This is a genomic window from Streptomyces sp. NPDC007189, from assembly GCF_040703635.1.
GTDB lineage: Bacteria > Actinomycetota > Actinomycetes > Streptomycetales > Streptomycetaceae > Streptomyces.
Genome location: NZ_JBEYEY010000004.1, coordinates 277199 through 296317 on the forward strand (window position 1 = coordinate 277199; position 19119 = coordinate 296317).

Annotated in this window: 19 protein-coding genes; 11 read left to right on the plus strand and 8 right to left on the minus strand. The window is 73.5% G+C overall.

The annotated features are described in order from the left end of the window. Positions 1-44: 44 nt before the first annotated feature. Positions 45-461 (minus strand): DUF4395 domain-containing protein, encoded by a 417-nt coding sequence (locus tag AB0950_RS10395; protein ID WP_360146395.1) that lies wholly within the window; start codon positions 459-461, stop codon positions 45-47. A 75-nt stretch (positions 462-536) separates the two neighbouring features. Between AB0950_RS10395 and AB0950_RS10400 the strand changes: the two genes are divergently transcribed. The 7 genes from AB0950_RS10400 to AB0950_RS10430 all read left to right on the plus strand — a co-directional run bounded on the left by AB0950_RS10400 (position 537) and on the right by AB0950_RS10430 (position 7448). Continuing rightward, positions 537-950, plus strand: a complete 414-nt coding sequence (locus tag AB0950_RS10400) for a thioredoxin family protein (protein ID WP_366778432.1) — start codon at positions 537-539, stop codon at positions 948-950. An 83-nt stretch (positions 951-1033) separates the two neighbouring features. Then, positions 1034-1114 (plus strand): putative leader peptide, encoded by an 81-nt coding sequence (locus AB0950_RS10405; RefSeq protein WP_360147166.1) that lies wholly within the window; start codon positions 1034-1036, stop codon positions 1112-1114. A 46-nt stretch (positions 1115-1160) separates the two neighbouring features. Next, positions 1161-1670, plus strand: coding sequence for a flavin reductase family protein (locus tag AB0950_RS10410; RefSeq protein ID WP_360146392.1), 510 nt, complete (start codon positions 1161-1163; stop codon positions 1668-1670). Positions 1671-1888: 218 nt separating this feature from the next. After that, positions 1889-2677, plus strand: coding sequence for an electron transfer flavoprotein subunit beta/FixA family protein (locus AB0950_RS10415; RefSeq protein ID WP_360146389.1), 789 nt, complete (start codon positions 1889-1891; stop codon positions 2675-2677). Between the two features lie 54 nt (positions 2678-2731). Next, positions 2732-3694 carry an electron transfer flavoprotein subunit alpha/FixB family protein gene (locus AB0950_RS10420; RefSeq protein ID WP_360146386.1) on the plus strand — a complete coding sequence of 321 codons (963 nt, stop codon included), beginning with the start codon at positions 2732-2734 and terminating at the stop codon, positions 3692-3694. Between the two features lie 182 nt (positions 3695-3876). Next, positions 3877-5175, plus strand: a complete 1299-nt coding sequence (locus tag AB0950_RS10425) for an aldolase (protein ID WP_366778295.1) — start codon at positions 3877-3879, stop codon at positions 5173-5175. 122 nt (positions 5176-5297) lie between these two features. Then, a complete protein-coding gene (locus AB0950_RS10430; protein WP_366778296.1) occupies positions 5298-7448 on the plus strand; it encodes a protein kinase in 2151 nt (716 codons plus the stop codon). On the opposite strand, the gene AB0950_RS10435 is transcribed toward AB0950_RS10430, so the two are convergent. After that, positions 7394-8173, minus strand: coding sequence for a hypothetical protein (locus tag AB0950_RS10435; RefSeq protein ID WP_366778297.1), 780 nt, complete (start codon positions 8171-8173; stop codon positions 7394-7396). The two genes, AB0950_RS10430 and AB0950_RS10435, sit on opposite strands and share 55 nt — an antisense overlap. 7 nt (positions 8174-8180) lie before the next feature. Beyond that, positions 8181-9230 carry a LacI family DNA-binding transcriptional regulator gene (locus tag AB0950_RS10440; RefSeq protein WP_366778298.1) on the minus strand — a complete coding sequence of 350 codons (1050 nt, stop codon included), beginning with the start codon at positions 9228-9230 and terminating at the stop codon, positions 8181-8183. Between the two features lie 273 nt (positions 9231-9503). Here AB0950_RS10440 and AB0950_RS10445 point away from each other — a divergent pair, with 273 nt between their 5' ends. Then, on the plus strand, positions 9504-10454 hold the full coding sequence (locus tag AB0950_RS10445; protein WP_366778299.1) for an ROK family protein: 951 nt from the start codon (positions 9504-9506) through the stop codon (positions 10452-10454). Between the two features lie 154 nt (positions 10455-10608). Here AB0950_RS10445 and AB0950_RS10450 read toward each other — a convergent pair whose 3' ends face one another. The 3 genes from AB0950_RS10450 to AB0950_RS10460 all read right to left on the minus strand — a co-directional run bounded on the left by AB0950_RS10450 (position 10609) and on the right by AB0950_RS10460 (position 13974). Beyond that, on the minus strand, positions 10609-12630 hold the full coding sequence (locus AB0950_RS10450; protein WP_366778300.1) for an NPCBM/NEW2 domain-containing protein: 2022 nt from the start codon (positions 12628-12630) through the stop codon (positions 10609-10611). 226 nt (positions 12631-12856) lie between these two features. After that, positions 12857-13576 carry a maleylpyruvate isomerase family mycothiol-dependent enzyme gene (locus tag AB0950_RS10455; RefSeq protein WP_366778301.1) on the minus strand — a complete coding sequence of 240 codons (720 nt, stop codon included), beginning with the start codon at positions 13574-13576 and terminating at the stop codon, positions 12857-12859. 41 nt (positions 13577-13617) lie between these two features. Beyond that, positions 13618-13974, minus strand: coding sequence for a hypothetical protein (locus tag AB0950_RS10460; protein WP_360574960.1), 357 nt, complete (start codon positions 13972-13974; stop codon positions 13618-13620). A 179-nt stretch (positions 13975-14153) separates the two neighbouring features. On the opposite strand from AB0950_RS10460, the gene AB0950_RS10465 reads away from it, so the two are divergent. Continuing rightward, entirely contained in the window at positions 14154-14348 is a 195-nt protein-coding gene (locus tag AB0950_RS10465; RefSeq protein ID WP_360146359.1) for a hypothetical protein, read from the plus strand. 144 nt (positions 14349-14492) lie between these two features. After that, positions 14493-15536, plus strand: coding sequence for an NUDIX domain-containing protein (locus tag AB0950_RS10470; RefSeq protein ID WP_360574959.1), 1044 nt, complete (start codon positions 14493-14495; stop codon positions 15534-15536). A 19-nt stretch (positions 15537-15555) separates the two neighbouring features. On the opposite strand, the gene AB0950_RS10475 is transcribed toward AB0950_RS10470, so the two are convergent. After that, positions 15556-16260 (minus strand): MBL fold metallo-hydrolase, encoded by a 705-nt coding sequence (locus tag AB0950_RS10475; RefSeq protein WP_366778302.1) that lies wholly within the window; start codon positions 16258-16260, stop codon positions 15556-15558. 62 nt (positions 16261-16322) lie between these two features. Further along, on the minus strand, positions 16323-17678 hold the full coding sequence (locus tag AB0950_RS10480) for a dipeptidase (RefSeq protein WP_366778303.1): 1356 nt from the start codon (positions 17676-17678) through the stop codon (positions 16323-16325). Positions 17679-17818: 140 nt separating this feature from the next. Between AB0950_RS10480 and AB0950_RS10485 the strand changes: the two genes are divergently transcribed. Further along, complete coding sequence (locus AB0950_RS10485; RefSeq protein ID WP_360146347.1) at positions 17819-19063, plus strand: geranylgeranyl reductase family protein; 1245 nt, start codon at positions 17819-17821, stop codon at positions 19061-19063. The last annotated feature ends 56 nt before the right edge of the window (positions 19064-19119 follow it).

Below are 19119 nucleotides of genomic sequence, written 5' to 3' on the forward strand. Positions count from 1 at the left end.
TCGTCACGTCGGCCTACATCCCCCTTCGGATCTTTAAATCCCCTTTACTCCGTCCGTACCGTGGCCCTCTTCAGAAGCAGGAACATCTCGCACCCGAGGCAGTAGCCGAACGCGGCGTTGAGGAACGCGGCCGCGAGCGCGGCGCCGGTCGCGGCCAGCCCCAGCCACGTGGGCCCGACGCCGAACCCGACCAGGCCGAGTCCCGCGAACACCAGACCCACGGCCTGCGCGAAGCGGGGCGGCTCCGGTGCCTCGAACTCCTTGGGCGGCCCGAGCCGCGGCCGTACGGCCGTGCGGAACGCCCAGCCGTAGGGCGAGCGCTGCACACCCGCCGCCGCGCCCAGCGCGAACACCAGCGTCTGCCAGCCCAGCACCCACACGTTCTCCAGACTCAGGGCCGCGGCCAGGACGGCCGTCGTCACGGCCGCCGCGAAGCGCGGCCCTCTCGCGTCGATGTCCATGAAGCAAGCATTCCGCAACGGGAACGCCCCCGGGAGGCGGGAATCTTTGCAGTCTCGTGAATGCTTGTGCAGATGATGACCGGATTGATGGTGTGCGTGGCGGTGCTCCTCGTGGCGAGCGCCGCCGGAGTGCTGCACAAGCGGCGGAGCGGGAGAGTGCGGGTGCGCGGGCGGGACGAGGGCAGGCGGCTGGGACCGGCCGAACTCGGCGGCGACCTCGGCGAGCGGGCCACCCTGGTCCAGTTCTCCAGCGCCTTCTGCGCGCCCTGCCGGGCCACCCGGCGCGTCCTCGGCGAGGTCGCGGACATCGTCCCCGGAGTGACCCACGTCGAGATCGACGCCGAGGCGCACCTGGGCCTCGTACGCGAACTGGAAATCCTCAAGACGCCCACCGTGCTGGTGCTCGACGCCGACGGGCGGATCGTACGGCGGGCCACGGGACAGCCCCGCAAGGCCGACGTCATCGCGGCACTGGGGGAGGCAGTGTGAGGGGGTCTCAGGAGACCGGGCGGCGCCTTCCGGATCCCGGACCGTGCTTGACTGGGCGCACCATCCATCGTCAGCCTGACCGTATGCCGATCGAACTCCTTCTCTACGGACGGGTCCACGTCGACCTCGCCCGCACCGCGAGCGCCACTTGTCCGGGCTGCTGAGAACTCCCGGCTCCCAGTTCGCGAACTCCGGCAGAAGGACAACTCCATGACGGCCTCTCCCGACCTCGGCACCGTTCAGCTCGCCTCTCCCGACCTGTTGCGCTCCACCTTCCGCCGGCACGCCGCCGGTGTGGCGGTGATCACGGCGGGTGGCGCATCCGGCCCGGTGGGCTTCACCGCCACCTCCCTCACCTCCGTCTCCGCCGAGCCCCCGCTCGTCTCCTTCGGCATCGGCACGGGCGCCTCCAGCTGGCCAGCGATAGCCACGACGGACCACATCGGCGTGCACATACTCGGCGAGCACCAGAGCGAGCTGGCCGCCACCTTCGCCCGCAGCGGCGCCGACCGTTTCGGCGCGCCGACCGCCTGGCGCGAGGGCCCCGAAGGCGTGCCGGTGCTCGACGACGTGCTCGCCTGGCTGGTGTGCCGCATCGTCGCCCGGGTCTCCGCCGGCGATCACCGGATCGTGCTCGCCGAGGTCGTCATGGGCGACCCCTCCGGCGCCGGCCGGCCGCTCCTCTACCACCAGGGGCGCTTCAACGGTCTGCGGGATTGATCACGCCACCCGCGCCCTGCGAGGCCGTCCAGTTCCGGTTACGCTGCGTTGCGAAGGTCACAGTTCAAAGCGCTTGCTTAGCGGGCAGGAACTGGGTGTACTGACGAGTAATATTTCAGTCGGAGCGCGCGGACGCTCCGACCGGGATCGGCCGCTTGAGGCGCCTATGCTGCCTGCAAGAGGCAGCCAGGAAATGACGATGCAGTAGGAGAGCCGGCGTGAGCTTGAGGATCGTTGTCACTGTGAAGTACGTGCCCGACGCCACTGGCGACCGGCACTTCGCCGATGACCTGACCGTCGACCGCGACGACGTGGACGGTCTGCTCTCCGAGCTGGACGAGTACGCGGTCGAGCAGGCGCTGCAGATCGCGGAGAACTCGGACGACGACGTCGAGGTCACCGTCCTGACCATCGGCCCCGAGGACGCCAAGGACGCGCTGCGCAAGGCGCTGTCCATGGGCGCCGACAAGGCCATCCACGTCGAGGACGACGACCTGCACGGCACGGACGCCATCGGCACCTCGCTGGTGCTGGCCAAGGCGATCGAGAAGGCCGGTTTCGACCTGGTCGTCTCCGGCATGGCCTCCACCGACGGCACCATGGGCGTCGTACCGGCCCTGGTGGCCGAGCGCCTCGGCGTCCCGCAGGTCACCCTGCTGTCCGAGGTCTCCGTCGAGGACGGCGTCGTCAAGGGCCGTCGCGACGGCGACGCCGCCTCCGAGCAGCTCGAGGCGCGGCTCCCGGCGGTCGTCTCCGTGACCGACCAGTCGGGCGAGGCCCGCTACCCGTCCTTCAAGGGCATCATGGCGGCCAAGAAGAAGCCGGTTCAGTCCTGGGACCTGTCCGACCTGGACATCGAGGCCGAGGAAGTCGGTCTCGAGGGCGCGTACACCAAGGTCGAGGCCGCGAACGAGCGCCCGGCGCGCACGGCCGGCACCATCGTCAAGGACGAGGGCGAGGGCGGCAAGCAGCTCGCTGAGTTCCTCGCGAGCCAGAAGTTCATCTAAGGGCTCGCCCCCGCTGACCGCCCCTCAACTTCGTTTTCGCAGGAGAGCAATCCCATGGCTGAAGTCCTCGTCTACGTCGACCACGTGGACGGCGCCGTCCGCAAGCCCACCCTGGAGCTGCTGACCCTGGCCCGCCGCATCGGCGAGCCCGTCGCCGTCGCCCTGGGCAAGGGCGCCGCCGACACCGCCGCCACCCTCGCCGAGCACGGCGCGGCCCGCGTCCTCACCCACGACGCCTCCGAGTACGCCGAGTACCTGGTCGTGCCGAAGGTGGACGCCCTGCAGGCCGCCTACGAGGCCGTGTCCCCGGCCGCCGTGCTGGTGCCGTCCTCCGCCGAGGGCAAGGAGATCGCCGCCCGTCTGGCGCTGCGCATCGGCTCCGGCATCATCACCGACGCCGTCGACCTGGAGGCCGGCGACGAGGGCCCGGTGGCCACCCAGTCGGTGTTCGCCGCGTCCTTCACCACCAAGTCCCGCGTCATCAAGGGCACCCCGGTCATCACGGTCAAGCCGAACAGCGCGGCCGTCGAGGCCGCCCCGGCCGCAGGCGCGGTTGAGGCCCTGTCGGTGACCTTCTCGGACAAGGCGACCGGCACCAAGGTCACCGGCCGTACGCCGCGTGAGTCCACCGGCCGCCCGGAGCTGACCGAGGCCGCGATCGTGGTCTCCGGCGGCCGTGGCGTCAACGGCGCGGAGAACTTCTCGATCATCGAGGCGCTGGCCGACTCCCTCGGCGCGGCCGTCGGCGCCTCGCGTGCCGCCGTCGACGCCGGCTGGTACCCGCACACCAACCAGGTCGGCCAGACCGGCAAGTCGGTCTCGCCGCAGCTGTACATCGCCAACGGCATCTCCGGCGCGATCCAGCACCGCGCCGGCATGCAGACCTCCAAGACGATCGTGGCCGTCAACAAGGACGCCGAGGCCCCGATCTTCGAGCTGGTCGACTTCGGCGTGGTCGGCGACCTCTTCGACGTCGTCCCGCAGCTGACCGAGGAGGTCAAGGCCCGCAAGGGCTGAGTCCGACCCGGCACGTCCGAGGCCCCGGTGACCGACGCGGTCACCGGGGCCTCGGTGCATCCTGGTGACGACCGCCGGGCGCCGACCAGCGGATGGACGGGGTGTTGACCAGCGAGAACCGCCCAGATAACTTCGTTCTACGGATTGTTGATTCCGTAGAGCGGAAAATTGGAGGGTGTGGGATGGGTCAGCAGGAGAAGGTGGCGACGAGTCTCGCGGGCGCCGTCAGCGAGGAGATCAGCGCCTCCCTGGCACCGGTCGACGCGGAGCTGGAGCGCCGCTACCCCGGGGACCCCGGCACCCGGCAGCCCGTGCACACCGTCTACGTCCCCGGTGACGCCTTCGCCGCCGACACCCTCCGCTCCTGGGGCGACCAGGCCCTCGCCGCCCTCGACCAACACGCCCCGGACGCCGCCTCCTTCGCCGCGGTCCTGGGCCTCGCCGACGAACTCGCCGAGCCGGTCTACTCCCGGGTCCGCGCCAAGCTCGAGCGGGAGCCGATCGAGGACCTGCGCGTCGACTTCGAGGACGGCTACGGCCCCCGCCCCGACGCCGAGGAGGACCAGGCGGCGGCCCGCGCGGCCCGGCTCATCGCCGAGGCGTACGAGAACGGCACGGCCGCGCCGTACATGGGCATCCGCACGAAGTGCATGGAGGCCGCGGTGCGCGACCGGGGCATCCGCACCCTCGACGTCTTCCTCACCGGCCTGATCGAGGCCGGCGGCCTGCCCGAGGGCCTCGTGCTGACCCTGCCCAAGGTGACGTACCCCGAGCAGGTCACCGCGTTCGTACGGCTCCTGGAGGCCTTCGAGAAGGCGCACGGCCTGGACGCCGGCCGGCTCGGCTTCGAGATCCAGATCGAGACCAGCCAGTCCATCCTGGGCACCGACGGCACCGCCACCGTCGCCCGGATGATCCAGGCCGCCGAGGGCCGCGCCACCGGGCTGCACTACGGCACCTTCGACTACAGCGCCTGCCTCGGCGTCTCCGCCGCCTACCAGGCCAGCGACCACCCGGCCGCCGACCATGCCAAGGCGGTCATGCAGGTCGCGGCGGCGGGCACCGGCGTACGGGTCTCGGACGGCTCGACCAACGTCCTCCCGGTCGGCCCGACCGCCAAGGTCCACGACGCCTGGCGGCTGCACTACGGCCTCACCCGGCGCGCCCTCGCCCGCGCCTACTACCAGGGCTGGGACATGCACCCCGGCCACATCCCGACCCGCTACGCCGCCGTCTTCGCCTTCTACCGGGAGGGCTTCGAGCAGGCCGCCGGCCGCCTCGCCCGGTACGCCAACCGGGCCGGCGGCGACGTCATGGACGAGCCCGCGACGGCCAAGGCCCTCAGCGGTTACCTCCTGCGCGGCCTGGACTGCGGCGCCCTCGACATCGCCGAGGTCGCCCGCCTCACCGGCCTGACCCGCGCCGACCTGGAGGGCTTCGCGGCGCCCCGGCGCGGTGACCTGACGGCCTCGGCGCAGTAGAGGTCGCGGACCGGTCACAGTGCCCCGGCCGGGGCGGTGGGCCGTCACCGCCGCCCCGTACGCTGGACGCCACGCATCGACCGGGCGGACGCGGCAGAGCACGAGACAGGAACGGGGCGGCGGTGTCTTCGGGGGAGCACGGACCTGAGCAGGGCGGGAACACGGAACAGGGAAACGGCCGGCTGCTGGCCGGGCGCTACCGCGTCGGCGCGCGGCTGGGGCGCGGCGGCATGGGCGTGGTCTGGCGGGCCGTGGACGAGGTCCTCGGCCGCGAGGTCGCCGTCAAGGAGCTGCGGACGTACACCGACGCGGCCGGACCGGAGCTGTCCGAGCTGAGGCTGCGCATGCAGCGCGAGGCCCGCGCTGCGGCCCGGGTCCGCCACCCCGGTGTCGTCGCGGTCCACGACGTCGCCGAGGTCGACGGCCGCCCGCTGATCGTCATGGAACTGATCGACGGGCCCTCCCTCGACGACGTCCTGCGCGAACGCGGCACCCTCGACCCGTACGAGGCCGCGCGCGTCGGCGCCGCGGTGGCCGACGCACTCGCCGCCGCTCACCGCGCCGGCGTCCTGCACCGGGACGTGAAACCCGGCAACATCCTCCTCGACCGCTCCGGCCGCGTCGTCCTCACCGACTTCGGCATCGCCGCCATGGACGACCCCGGCGACGGCTCCGCCACCCGCCTCACCCGCAGCGGCGAACTCGTCGGCTCCCTCGACTATCTGGCCCCCGAGCGCGCCCAGGGCGCCGAGCCGGGTCCGCCCGCCGACGTGTGGGCGGTGGGCGCCACGCTGTACGCGGCCGTCGAAGGAGCCTCGCCGTTCCGCCGCGAGTCCACCTACTCGACGCTCACCGCGATCGTCTCCGAGCCCCTGCCCGAACCCCGCCGCGCGGGACCCCTGACACCGGTCCTGCGGCGCCTGATGGACAAGCGCCCGGACGCCCGCCCGGACGCCGAGGAGGCCTGCGAGGCGCTGGCCGAGGTGGCCCGGACACGGATCCCGGACGTCCCGACGACCACGCTGCGCCCGACGCCGCCGACACCCGTGGCACCGGAAGCGACGGAAAATGGCGCGCCGTTGCAGGCACCGCCGGGCTTCGGGCCGGCAGCGCCGGGTACGGGCGGTGCCGCTCAGTCGGGTACGGGCGGTGCCGCTCAGTCGGGTACGGGCGGTGCCGCTCAGCCGGGTACGGGCGGTGCCGCTCAGCCGGGCGCGGGTGGTGCGGGTCAGCCGCGCGCGGGGGCTCCGGCTCAGTCGGGTGTGACGGTTCCCGTGCAGCCGGACGCGACCGTTGCCGTACAACCGGGCGCGACCGTTCCCGCGCAGCCGGGCGCGGCCGGGCCGGCCGGTCCCGCCGCCGCGTACGCCCCCGGCGCTCCGGCCGCCGCGTACGCCCCCGGCGCTCCGCCCGCCGCCCACGGCCCCGTGACTCCCGCCGCCGCGTACGCCCCCGGTGCTCCGGCGGCCGCTCACGGCCCCGGTGCTCCGGCCGCCGCTCACCGTCCCGTTGCCGCGCCCGGTGCGTCCCTGGCTTCGGTGGTGTCCTCCGCCGGGGATCCCGGTGTTCCCACTGGGCCGGTGTCCGCTTTCCCGGCCGGTGCCCCCACCGGACCCATGAGCACCCCACCGGGCTCCTCCCGCCGCAAGGGCCGCGCGCTGCTCGCCGCCGGGGCCGTCGCCGTCGTCCTCGCGGTGGCCGGGGTCGCCGTGGGCCTGGTGCGCCAAGAGGGGACGCCGGAGGCCGACTCGGCGCCGGCCGCGTCCCGCTCCCGGGCCGCGGCCGCGACACGGGCCGGCACCGACTGGTCCACGCGGCCGAAGAAGTCGCACGGGGCCGGCACGAAGAGCGCCGGGCCCAGCAGGACGGCCAGGGGCGCCGCCGGCCGCACCGAGCCGTCCTCGCGCGCCTCGGCCTCCGCCAGGGAATCGGAGAAACCCTCCACCGGCCCCGCCCCGCCCGCGACTTCGGAGCACACCTCCAGCCCGGCGCCGGCCTGCCGGCCCGCCGGCGGCGGCAGGTACGACTGCCAGGTCTGGCGCACCGCCACCTCCTACACGGCCTCCGGCACCCGGGCCGGGACCCTGAACGCGGGCACGAACTACTTCTACTGCCAGGCGAATCTGGGCCGCCGCGAGACCTACGGCCGCTGGACGAACGTGTGGTGGGCCAAGACCGACGACGACAGCGGCAACACCGGCGTGTACGTCAGCGACGTCTACCTCAAGGGCGGGAACAACGACGCGCCCGTGCCCGGGCTTCCGGTCTGCTGACCGTCGGCGTACGCCTCGAAACCCGACTCCGTCACCCACTTCTGCTCCGCGAACAGCCGAGTGCCCCGCGCACACAGTCCGGGGTCACGGCGTGCCCGCGCGCAGAACTCCTCCGGCGTGACCCCGAACAGCTCGCGCAACGGAGCCGACCGCACGAGGAGTTCGGTGAGCAGGGCCCGCTGGTCGCCGGCATCGCGGCGCGGCTGTGCGGTGCCGTCGTGGAGCACGCCGTACCGGTTGACGTACGCGTACGCCCCCGCGAGCCCGGAACCGTCCGGCAGCTCGATCCGCACCTGCGGGGCGGGCAGCCAGGCGCGCCGGAAGTTGGGTTCGCCGGCGTCGATCACGGCCAGTTGGCGCCGGTCCAGCCAGATCACGAACAACTCCCGTAACGCGCCAGGTGACTTGACAGGAGAGGCGGAGACATAACCATGCCGGCTGACGTGCGCCGAGACGCCCACGTCGAGCCCGGACACCCGCGAGCGCACCATCGGCACGGCGGAGTCGATCCCGGACCCGGCCATCTTGTGCCGGAGCTGGCCGGGGCAGGCGTTGGAGCCGACGGCCAGCACCGGCACCCGGTCGTCGTACACCAGGCGCTCCAGCGGGAGCATCCGGTCGCCGTGCAGCAGCGCGGAACCGGCGGGCCAGGCGCCGGGATAGGTCAGCGGATGGTCGCGGGGGACGTCGGCGAGGCCGAGCTCCTCCAGGGTGCGTCCGGTCACGGGCGGCTCAGTCGGCCGGCGGCAGCTCGCCCGAGCCGCGGGTGATCAGCCGGGTGGGCAGCTCGATGCGCTCCGGTGCGACCAGGCCGCCGTCCAGCCGCCGGAAGAGGCGCTCGGCTGCGGTACGGCCGAGGGCGGCCGCGTCCTGCGCGACGACCGTGAGGCCGGGCCGCAGCAGATCGGCCAGCTCGATGTCGTCGAAGCCGACGAGTGCGACCCGGCGGGACTGCTCGGCCAGCACCCGGATCACGGTGACCGTCACCCGGTTGTTGCCGGCGAAGATCGCGGTGACGGGGTCGGGACCGGAGAGCATCTCCTCCGCCGCCCGGCGCACCCGCTCCGGGTTCGTCTGCCCGAGGGACATCCAGGCGTCGTCGACGGGTATCTCCGCGTCCTCCATGGCCGCCCGGTAGCCGCGCAGCCGCTCGGCGGCGGTGTGGATGCGCGGCATGTCACCGATGAACCCGATCCGGCGGTGGCCGTGGGCGATCAGATGGGCGACGCCGTCCCGGGCGCCGCCGTAGTTGTCGGACAGCACCACGTCGGCGTCGATGCGCCCGGCCGGACGGTCCACGAACACCGTCGCCACGCCCGCCCTGATCTCCGGTTCGAGATAGCGGTGGTCGTCCCCGGCCGGGATCACCACCAGACCGTCCACCCGCCGCGCGCACAGCGCCAGCGCCAGCTCCTGCTCGCGCTCCGGGTCCTCGGCGCTGGAGCCGTTGATCAGCAGGGCGCCGTGGGCCCGGGCCACCTCCTCGACCGCGCGGCTCAGCGGACCGTAGAAGGGGTCGGCGAGGTCCTCCAGGACCAGGCCGATGCTCGCCGTACGGCCCTTGCGCAGCACCCGCGCGCTGTCGTTGCGGCGGAAGCCGAGCGCCTCGATGGCCTCCTGCACCCGGCGCTCGGTGTCCGGGGTGACGCCCGGTTCGCCGTTCACCACCCGGGAGACCGTCTTCAGGCCCACCCCGGCCCGCGCCGCCACGTCCTTCATGGTCGGGCGGTTGCCGTAACGGGTGCCGGGAGGGCTGTCTGCGCGGCGGGTGGTCTCGGGCACGGTGCGGTGTCCTGTTCCTGTCGTCCGTCTGTCGTCCCTCGGGCCGTGGAGGCGGTGCGTCCGGGGCGGGCCGCCGGTGCGGGCGAGCCCGTGCACCCCGGGTGGTGCGCCGATCCGCGGTGTGTATGAGGATGTGGCGTCGAGCATAGAGCCTGGACAACGTTGTCAGATGCGCGAGAGACTGTCCACCGTTGTCTGTCGGCCCGCACCCCCACCGCCCGACCGGCCCGCGTCTGTTTGTTTTTCGAGCTTCAACGGGGAGATCTGACTCTGATGCACACCGACCTCGTCGCGGCCCTGGACATCGGCGGCACCAAGATCGCCGGCGCTCTGGTGGACGGCGACGGACGGATACTCGCCCGGGCCCAGCGCGGCACGCCCGCCCAGCAGGACGGCGCATCGGTCATGCGGGCCGTCGAGGAGGTGCTCGGCGATCTCGCCGGCTCGCCGCTGTGGGGGCGCGCCGACGCCGTCGGCATCGGCAGCGCCGGGCCGGTGGACGCCTCCGCGGGCACGGTCAGTCCGGTGAACGTGCCGGGCTGGCGGGACTTCCCCCTGGTCGAGCGGGTGCGAGCGACCACCGGCGGGCTCCCGGTCGAGCTGATCGGCGACGGCGTCGCGATCACCGCGGCCGAGCACTGGCAGGGCGCCGCCCGCGGCCACGACAACGCGCTGTGCATGGTCGTGTCGACCGGGGTGGGCGGTGGCCTGGTCCTGAACGGCCGGCTGCACCCCGGACCGACCGGCAACGCCGGGCACATCGGGCACATCAGCGTCGACCTCGACGGCGACCCGTGCCCGTGCGGCGCGCGCGGCTGCGTGGAGCGGATCGCGAGCGGCCCCAACATCGCCCGCCGCGCACTGGAACACGGCTGGCGTCCCGGCCCCGACGGTGACACCTCGGCCGCCGCCGTGGCCGCCGCCGCCCGTCAGGGCGACCCGGTCGCCGTCGCCTCCTTCGAGCGCGCGGCCCAGGCGCTCGCCGCCGGCATCGCGGCCACCGCGACCCTGGTCGAGATCGACATCGCCGTGATCGGCGGAGGTGTCGGCAAGGCCGGCGACATCCTCTTCACGCCCTTGCGCAAGGCGCTCACCGAGTACGCGACGCTGTCGTTCGTCCAGCGGCTCACGGTCGTACCGGCGCAGATGGGCACGGACGCGGGCCTGGTCGGCGCGGCGGCGGCAGCGCTGGCCCGGCGCCCGGACGCGACGGCGGGGGTCTGAGCCGGGGCATCAACGCCCCGAAGGGGCGCGGGCCGTGTCGACATGCGGCTCCGCCGCGAGGGCGCGACCAGCCCTCACGCACCCGCAGCCGCGCACGGTCTCGCCCGCACCCCTGGGGAGCGCGCGCCCGCACTCCCCGGGACCTGCGCCGTCGTCAGCAGCTCACGCGGGCGTTCGCCCAGTCCGCGTGGTCGGAGTCGTTGCCGTCCCCCGCGTCGGTGACGACCAGGCGGACCACCTGGGCGCCGGTGATGTCGGCGGCGAGCGGCTGGGCCGGCATCGCGTTGGTCAGGACGTCCGTCGAGGCGGCCTTCGTGCCGTCCGCCCATATCTCGAAGGTGACGCTGCCCTTCGTGCCCTTCTCGTCGTCGACCCCGACGTCCGCGGTGAGCCGGGTGCAGGACGTGCCGGTGTAGAAGGAGACGTCGCTCGGCGCGTGGACGCCGAGGCCCTTGGCGTACACCGTGCCGCCGATGGTGATCGGATGGCCGTCGCCCGCGCCGCTCTCGCCGTTGCTCGTGTCGCGTTCCACCGGCCCCCAGCCGCTGGTCGCGGACAGCCAGGGCAGGTCGCTGAGGTACGAGGTCCCGGCGGGCGGCCGGACGACGACGGACGCGGTCAGCGGGAGGGTGTCGGTCACGCGCTGCCCGGTCGGTGAGAGATAGCGCGCCCGCAGGGTGAGGCCGTAGGAGCCGGTCGGAGTGCCGGGCGGCGCGGTGACGGTCCAGCCGGTGCGCAGGGTCCCGCCGGTGGCGAGGGCGTCGGCCGTGGTGGGCGATGCGGCCCGTACGGTCCACCCGTCGGGGCCGGTCAGGGACACGGACGCCTGGCGCGCGGGAGTGCGGCCGAGGTCCGTCACCGTGCTGGTCAGCGTGGCCGGGGTGCCGGCCTCCAGCAACGGCGTGCCGTCCAGGCCCAGTTCGGCGGCGGGCGGATACGCGGCCCAGTGGGAGTCGGCCGAGACCCGCAGCAGCACCGTGCCGTGGGCGGGGACGGTCGCGGCGATGGTGCCGGCGGTGTTGTAGGTCTTGTGCTGCCACAGGTCCCGCAGGGTGTACGCGGAGGCGCCGGGCAGGCCGACGGCGGAGGCGGTGGTGGCGATGCGCTGGGCGGTGCCCGACTCGTTGAACAGGGCCACCGTGCGGCTGCCGTCCTTCATCTGCTTGGCGATCACCCAGCGTCCGCCCGCCGAGGAGACGACCGTGCCCTGCTTGCCCAGCGGGTCCTGGTCGGCGGCGATGACCTCCTTGTTGCCCAGGATGTCGAACGTCGCGGGTGAGGCCTTGCGCAGGTCGGTGCCGATGAGCAGCGGCGCGGCCATGACCGACCAGAGGGAGAAGTGCGAGCGGTACTCGGTGTCCGTCATGCCGCCGTTGCCGACCTCCAGCATGTCGGGGTCGTTCCAGTGGCCGGGCCCGGCGTACGGCGCGAGCGGCAGGTTCTGCTTCAGGATCGACAGCATCGACCCCCAGCTGTCACTGATGTCGCCCGTGGTGCGCCACAGATGACCGACGTCCGCGGCCCACTCCCAGGGCTTGTTCTGGCCCCATTCGCAGATGCTGTAGACGATGGGCCGCCCGGTCGCCTTGAGCGCGTCGCGCATGGTGGTGTAGCGCTGCTTGGCGTCGACGCCCTGGTTGTTGCAGTTGTCGTACTTCAGGTAGTCCACGCCCCAGTCGGCGAACTGCCGGGCGTCGCTGTACTCGTGGCCGAGCGCGCCCGGGAAGCCCGCGCTGTTGCAGGTCTTGGTGCCGGCGCTGGTGTAGATGCCGAGCTTGAGGCCCTTGGAGTGGACGTAGTCGGCGACGGCCTTGATGCCGTGGGGGAAGCGGGCCGGGTCGGGCACCAGCTTGCCGCCGGCGTCGCGCTGCGGCAGCGCCCAGCAGTCGTCCAGGTTGACGTACTGGTAGCCGGCGTCCTTCAGGCCCTTCGACACGAAGAGGTCGGCGATGCCCTCGACCATGCTCTCGTTGAAGTCGGCGCTGCAGTGCGTGGAGTTCCAGTTGTTGAAGCCCATGGGCGGGGTGAGGGCGAGACCGTCGGCCGGGCTGGGGGCGGCGGGGGCCGCGGCGGGCGCCGCCAGGGCGGGGCCGGCGAGGCCCGCCGCGCAGAGCAGGCCTGCGGTGAGCGCTCCGAGCACTCTTCTGCGGGTGGTGCGGGTGTGAGGGTGACGCATCGTTGACGTTCCTCCGACTCGCGAAAGGTGGCTGACGACCGTCCGGACACCCGTGTGGCGCCTGGGTGTCATGTGTGCGTCAGCTGTGCGCGTTTACGGTAGGACCTGTCGGACTGTGTTGGAAGAGGCATGCCGAGACTGCCCGGCAGTCCGTTAAACTCCGCGCTGCCACGCTCATTTCACCCTTCGGCGGTGCCGGGTGTTCGGATGTGTTGTCTTCCGGAGGTCATCTCTGTTCGGCGACGCGGCCCCAGCCGGGCAGCGGCGGCTGGGGCCATGCGGGCGGGGCGGGGAAGGATCCGGACGCGGCGTCGGTCGTCAGCACGGCGGCCGGGGCGCGCCCGCTGAGCCAGCCGAGCACCTGGTGCCCGGCCCCCGCCACCGAGGGCCCCTCGGCCGCCACGGACCAGCGCCGGCCGAGGTCCACGGCCTCCACCGATGCGATCGGAAAGCCCCGGGCGCGCAGGGTGGTGAGGGTGTCGTCCAGCGCCCAGGAGACATAACCTTCGGGCCACCGCTCGGTGCCGTGGCCGACGTCCAGGTCGTGGTGGTGCGTCTCCAGCTCCCGCAGACAGCGCAGCAGCAGGTAGTAGACGGGATGCCGCCAGCCGGCCGGCGCGGGGACCAGACGGTCCCAGGCGTGAGCGGGCAGCGTGCGTGCCTGCTCCTCGAACCGGTCCAGGCTCTCGCGCAGCCGGTCTGCGAGCCGGTCGGCGGGGAGTGCCGCATCGCGCTCGATGGCCGCTGCCAGTGCCGCGGAGTCCGCGCGCGGCCCCGGTTCGCGGCCGGTGTGCGCGAGCCGCAGCAGCCACACATACGCGTCGACGCTGTGGGCGACATGGGCGAGCACATGGCCTCGCGTCCACCCCGGCAGCCTCGACGCGGCGTGAAGTCCCGTGCCGGACAGGCCGGCCGCGGCCCGCACGAGCCGGTTGCCCGAGCGCACGACGTCCTCGACGCGGTCACCCGCGCTGTGCGCGGCCGGGCTCAGCGGAACTCCCGTACGACCTCGATGCGGCCGACGATGTGGGCGTTGAACTCGTCCAGCTCCTCCGCCGGCACCCACAGTTCGAGGATCGTCTCGCCGCCGGCTCGGCGGACCGGATACCGGGCGAGGAACTCCGTGTCGACCTCGAACCGGGTCACGTAACCGGCGCCGTCGTGCTTGACGTTCCAGTCCCGGGCGATGCGGATCGCGTAGTCCTCGTTGAGGACGGGGTAGAAGAACGGCTGCTCCGGGAGCCGGGGCGGCCAGGCCCGCCAGTCGAGCGCGCGGACCAGCTCCAGTTCCTTGGGGCCCGTGGGGCGCCAGAGGGTTGTCGTCGGCGGCGGTGAGCTGGTCATCGGGTCGCGTTTCCGGTCGGGCCTGCCACGGGAGCGGGCAGGGCGGACCTCGGACGATATCGGTCGCCCTCCGGCCCGGACCACCGGTTTCCGGCCTGGCCGGCACCAGGACGGCAACCCGCGTCGTCCGCTCGCCGGTATCCGCGTGACCCGTGGCGCGGTTGGCAGTTGGTCAGGGCATGAAGAAGCGCAGCATGCTCGCCATCGCCTCCCTGGCCACCGGATTCGTCGTGGCCGCCGTCACCCCCTCGCACGCGGCGGACCACGGTCCCGTGAAGGACCTGCACGTCTCGGACACCCTCGACTCGGTCGGTCACCTGGTCAGCCAGGACAGTCTCGCCGTCGACGACAACGCCCTCGGGGGCCAGGAGTAGCCCGGACTTCTCAGGGCGCGTGTGCCGGTGTCCCCGCCGCAGGGGGGCACCGGCACGCTCGTTCCGGCGCCCTCACCGGGGCGGGGTTTCCGTGGCAGGGTGGAGCGGGCAAGCCTCAGGGGGCCGACACAAGAGGGGGAGTCCGTGACCGTCGTCTGGATCAACGGCGCGTTCGGTGCGGGGAAGACCACGACCGCACGGGAACTGATCGAACTGATCCCGAACAGCACGCTCTTCGACCCCGAGGTCATCGGCGCGGGGCTCGCGCACCTGCTGCCGGCCAAGCGGCTCGCCGAGGTCGGCGACTTCCAGGACCTGCCGATCTGGCGCCGGCTCGTGGTCGACACCGCGGCCGCGCTGCTGGCCGAGCTGGGCGGGACGCTCGTCGTGCCCATGACCCTGCTCCGCCAGGAGTACCGCGACGAGATCTTCGGCGGCCTCGCCGCCCGCAGGATCCCCGTGCACCATCTGCTGCTCGCCCCGGCTGAAACGATCCTGCGCCGGCGGATGGCCGACCGGGAGACCCCGCCCGGCCTGCCCGACGGCGAGATACGGCAGCGGCAGTGGGCCGACGACCGCATCGAGCCCTACCGTGCCGCGCTCGCCGCCTGGCTCACCGCCGACGCCCACCTCGTGGACACCAGCGACCTCACCCCGTACGCCACCGCCCTCCGCATCGCCGAGGCCGTCGGCAGCGGCGCCGTACCGCCCTGTGACATCGTGCAGACCCCCGAGCCGACCGCCGAGACGCTCGCCGCCGGGGTGCTGCTCTTCGACGAGCACGACCGGGTGCTGCTCGTGGACCCCACCTACAAGCCCGGCTGGGAGTTCCCCGGCGGGGTGGTCGAGCGCGGCGAGGCGCCGGCCCGCGCCGGGATGCGCGAGGTCGCCGAGGAGACCGGGATACGGCTCACCGAGGTGCCCCGGCTGCTCGTCGTGGACTGGGAACGTCCGGCGCCGCCAGGCTTCGGCGGGCTGCGGCTGCTGTTCGACGGCGGCCGGCTGGAGTCCGGCGAGGCGTCGGGGGTGCTGCTGCCGGGCCCCGAGCTGCGCGGCTGGCGCTTCGCGACCGAGCAGGAGGCCGCCGACATGCTGCCGCCGGTGCGTTACGAGCGGCTGCGCTGGGCCCTGCGCGCCCGGGAGCGCGGTGCGGCGCTGTATCTGGAGGCGGGGGTGCCGGTCGGCTGAGCCGGCCGCGGTGGTGCGGTCAGCCGGCGCTCGCCGCCGCGCGCAGGGCCGGGGCGGCATTTCCGACGACCGGGTCCCCGTGCCCGAAGCAGGCCACGTCCGGCTCCAGCTCCGCCAACCGGTCCAAAGACAATCGGAGTTGGGAGCGGTCGAGGTTGAACACCCCGGGGATGACCGTGCCGTCGACGGGGGAGGCGGCCACCGTGTCCCCGGTGAACAGCACCCCGTGCTCGGGAAGGAACACGGCGATGCTGCCGTCCGTGTGCCCCGGGATGTGCAGCACCCGGGCGCCGTCGCCGAAGTCCAGGACGGCGCCGTCCGCCACCTCGGTCAGCGCGGCCGGCGGCACGGGCGTGCCCTCGGGCAGCTGCTCGGCCACGGCCGCGTGGATCGGCCGCTCCCACTCCTCGAACTTCGGCGGTGGGCCGGGGAGTTCGCCCCGGATGAACGGCGCGTCCAAGGGGTGCGCCAGCACCTCGGCGCCGCCCAGCCCGGCGAACTCGCCCGCCCCGCCCACGTGGTCCTCGTGGAAGTGGGTCAGCACGATCCGCCGTACGTCCTCCGGAGCGTGCCCCAGCGCCGTGACCGCGTCGGCGATCGCCCTGCCGGCGCCGATCGGGCCGGCGTCGATCAGCGTCAACGCGCCGCCGTCGCGCCAGAGATAGGCCTGGCCGACCGGGAAGCGCAGGAGGTGGAGCCGGGGGAGCAGTTCGATGACGTCCATGCGCCGACCGTAGGCGGCGCCCCCGCCCGTGGGCGAGGGCGCTCCGCCGACGGCAGAAGGGCTCAGCCCGCCGCGTAGTTGCGCAGGAACAGCGCCTCCGCGACCGACAGCCGCTCCAGCTCCTCGGCGGACACGCTCTCGTTGACCGCGTGGATCTGCGCCGCCGGCTCGCTCAGGCCGATGAGCAGGATCTCCGCCTGCGGGTACAGGCCCGCCAGGGTGTTGCACAGCGGGATGGAGCCGCCCTCACCGGCGTACTGCATGGTCTCGCCGGGGTAGGCGACGGCCATCGCGTCGGCCATCGCCTGGTAGGCCGGGCTGGCGGCGTCGGCGCGGAAGGCCTGGCCCTGGCCGATCTGCTCGGTGGTGACCCGGGCGCCCCAGGGGGTGTGCGCCGCTAGGTGGGCCTCCAGCAGCTTGCTCGCCTCCGCCGCGTCCACGCCCGGCGGCACCCGCAGGCTGACCAGCGCGCGGGCGCTGGCGTGCACGGACGGGGTGGCGCCGACCACCGGCGGGCAGTCGATGCCGAGGACGGTGACGGCCGGGCGGGCCCACAGGCGGTCGGCGACCGAGCCGTTGCCGATCAGCTCCACCCCGTCGAGCACCTTGGCGTCCGCGCGGAACTGCTCCTCGGTGTACTCCAGGCCGTCCCACGCCCCCGTGGCGTCGAGCCCGTCGACCGTGGTCGCGCCGTCCTCGGCGCGCAGCGAGTCCAGCACGCGGATCAGCGCGGCGAGCGCGTCCGGGGCGGCGCCGCCGAACTGGCCGGAGTGCAGATTGCCCGCCAGCGTGTCGATCCGCACCCGGACCAGGGTCATGCCGCGCAGGGTGGTGGTCACCGTGGGCAGCCCGGCACGGAAGTTGCCGGCGTCGCCGATCACGATGGTGTCGGCCTTCAGCAGCTCGGGGTGCTCCTCGGCGTACCGCTCCAGGCCGCCCGTGCCCTGCTCCTCCGAGCCCTCGACGATCACCTTGACGTGCACCGGCACGCCGCCGTTCGCCTTCAGGGCGCGCAGTGCGAGCAGGTGCATGATCACGCCGCCCTTGCAGTCGGCGGCCCCGCGGCCGTACCAGCGGCCGTCGCGCTCGGTCAGCTCGAACGGCGGGGTGGTCCAGCCGGCCTCGTCCAGCGGGGGCTGCACGTCGTAGTGCGCGTACAGGAGAACCGTTTTCGCGCCCTGGGGGCCCGGCAGGTAGCCGTACACGGACTGGGTGCCGTCGGGGGTGTCGAGCAGGGCCACGTCGACGAATCCCTCGGCGCGCAGCGCGTCGGCGACCCAGTTCGCGGCGCCCTCGCTCTCGCTCCTCGGGAACTGCGTGAAGTCCGCCACCGACTTGAAGGCGACCAGCTCGGCCAGCTCCGCCTTGGCGCGGGGCAGCAGCGAGGCGACGGTCTCGGCGACCGGATTCGACGACATGGGCACGCTCCTCGTGGGTGCGACGGTGAACCGCTTGTACAGGTGGGTACCCCTGATCCTCCCACAGTGGCCTGCGAGGACGGCCGCCGTAGGATGCGGGGGACACTACGGCAGCGGCTTGATCGGAGCGGTAGACCATCGTGAGCGGCGAGAACTCTTCGGCGGACGACGTGCAGCAGGTGTGGGACGTCGTCGTGGTGGGCGCGGGACCCGCGGGGGCCTCGGCCGCCTACGCGGCGGCGGTCGCGGGCCGGCGCGTGCTGGTGCTGGAGAAGGCGGAGCTGCCCCGCTACAAGACCTGCGGCGGCGGCATCATCGGCCCCTCGCGCGACGCGCTGCCGCCCGGCTTCGAGCTGCCCCTGCGCGATCGGGTGCACGCGGTCACCTTCTCCCACAACGGCCGTTTCACCCGCACCCGGCGGTCCAAGCAGATGCTGTTCGGCCTCATCAACCGGCCCGAGTTCGACCAGCAACTGGTCGAGCACGCCCAGAAGGCCGGCGCCGAGCTGCGGACGGGCGTCACGGTGCAGCGGGTCGAGCAGCACGGCTCGGCGGTGCCGGACCGGCGGACGGTCGCGGTCGTCCTGCAGGGCGGGGAGACGGTGCTGGCCCGCGCGGTCGTCGGCGCCGACGGCAGCGCCAGCCGCATAGGGGCCCATGTCGGGGTGAAGCTCGACCAGGTGGACCTCGGCCTGGAGGCGGAGATCCCGGTCCCCGAGCCGGTCGCCGACGACTGGAAGGGGCGGGTCCTCATCGACTGGGGCCCCCTGCCGGGCAGTTACGGCTGGGTGTTCCCCAAGGGCGACACGCTGACGGTCGGTGTGATCTCCGCGCGCGGCGAAGGCGCCGCCACCAAGCGGTACTTGGAGGACTTCATCGCCCGGCTGGGCCTGTCCGGCTTCGAGCCGGCCGTCTCCTCCGGGCATCTGACCCGCTGCCGCGCCGACGACTCGCCGCTGTCCCGGGGCCGGGTGCTGGTCTGCGGAGACGCGGCCGGGCTGCTGGAGCCGTGGACCCGCGAGGGCATCTCCTACGCGCTGCGCTCGGGCCGGCTCGCGGGGGAGTGGGCGGTGCGCGTCGCCGAGGCGCACGACGCGGTCGACGCCCGCCGCCAGGCCCTGAACTACGCGTTCGCGGTCAAGGCCGGGCTCGGCGTCGAGATGAGTGTCGGCAAGCGCCTGCTGGCCGTGTTCGAGAAGCGCCCGGGCCTCTTCCACGCGGCCCTCACCGGCTTCCGCCCGGCGTGGAACGCGTTCCGCGACATCACCCGGGGCTCGACCTCGCTGGCCGACATCGTCCGCACCCACCCGATCGCCCACCGCGCCCTGAGCGCGCTGGACCGGCGCCCGGCTGCGGCAATGGCGGAGGACCCGGCCGATTCCTGACCGGGGCCGGCGGGGAAGAGGCCCGGCGCCCTCGGTCGGGAACCGCTGGGGCGGCG

Excerpts from the sequence above, each read along its gene's own strand:
- AB0950_RS10395 (WP_360146395.1), bottom strand. The coding sequence starts at position 461 with ATGGACATCGACGCGAGAGGGCCGCGCTTCGCGGCGGCCGTGACGACG.
- AB0950_RS10400 (WP_366778432.1), top strand. The coding sequence starts at position 537 with ATGACCGGATTGATGGTGTGCGTGGCGGTGCTCCTCGTGGCGAGCGCC.
- AB0950_RS10405 (WP_360147166.1), top strand. The coding sequence starts at position 1,034 with ATGCCGATCGAACTCCTTCTCTACGGACGGGTCCACGTCGACCTCGCC.
- AB0950_RS10410 (WP_360146392.1), top strand. The coding sequence starts at position 1,161 with ATGACGGCCTCTCCCGACCTCGGCACCGTTCAGCTCGCCTCTCCCGAC.
- AB0950_RS10420 (WP_360146386.1), top strand. The coding sequence starts at position 2,732 with ATGGCTGAAGTCCTCGTCTACGTCGACCACGTGGACGGCGCCGTCCGC.
- AB0950_RS10425 (WP_366778295.1), top strand. The coding sequence starts at position 3,877 with ATGGGTCAGCAGGAGAAGGTGGCGACGAGTCTCGCGGGCGCCGTCAGC.
- AB0950_RS10445 (WP_366778299.1), top strand. The coding sequence starts at position 9,504 with ATGCACACCGACCTCGTCGCGGCCCTGGACATCGGCGGCACCAAGATC.
- AB0950_RS10450 (WP_366778300.1), bottom strand. The coding sequence starts at position 12,630 with ATGCGTCACCCTCACACCCGCACCACCCGCAGAAGAGTGCTCGGAGCG.
- AB0950_RS10460 (WP_360574960.1), bottom strand. The coding sequence starts at position 13,974 with ATGACCAGCTCACCGCCGCCGACGACAACCCTCTGGCGCCCCACGGGC.
- AB0950_RS10465 (WP_360146359.1), top strand. The coding sequence starts at position 14,154 with ATGAAGAAGCGCAGCATGCTCGCCATCGCCTCCCTGGCCACCGGATTC.
- AB0950_RS10475 (WP_366778302.1), bottom strand. The coding sequence starts at position 16,260 with ATGGACGTCATCGAACTGCTCCCCCGGCTCCACCTCCTGCGCTTCCCG.
- AB0950_RS10480 (WP_366778303.1), bottom strand. The coding sequence starts at position 17,678 with ATGTCGTCGAATCCGGTCGCCGAGACCGTCGCCTCGCTGCTGCCCCGC.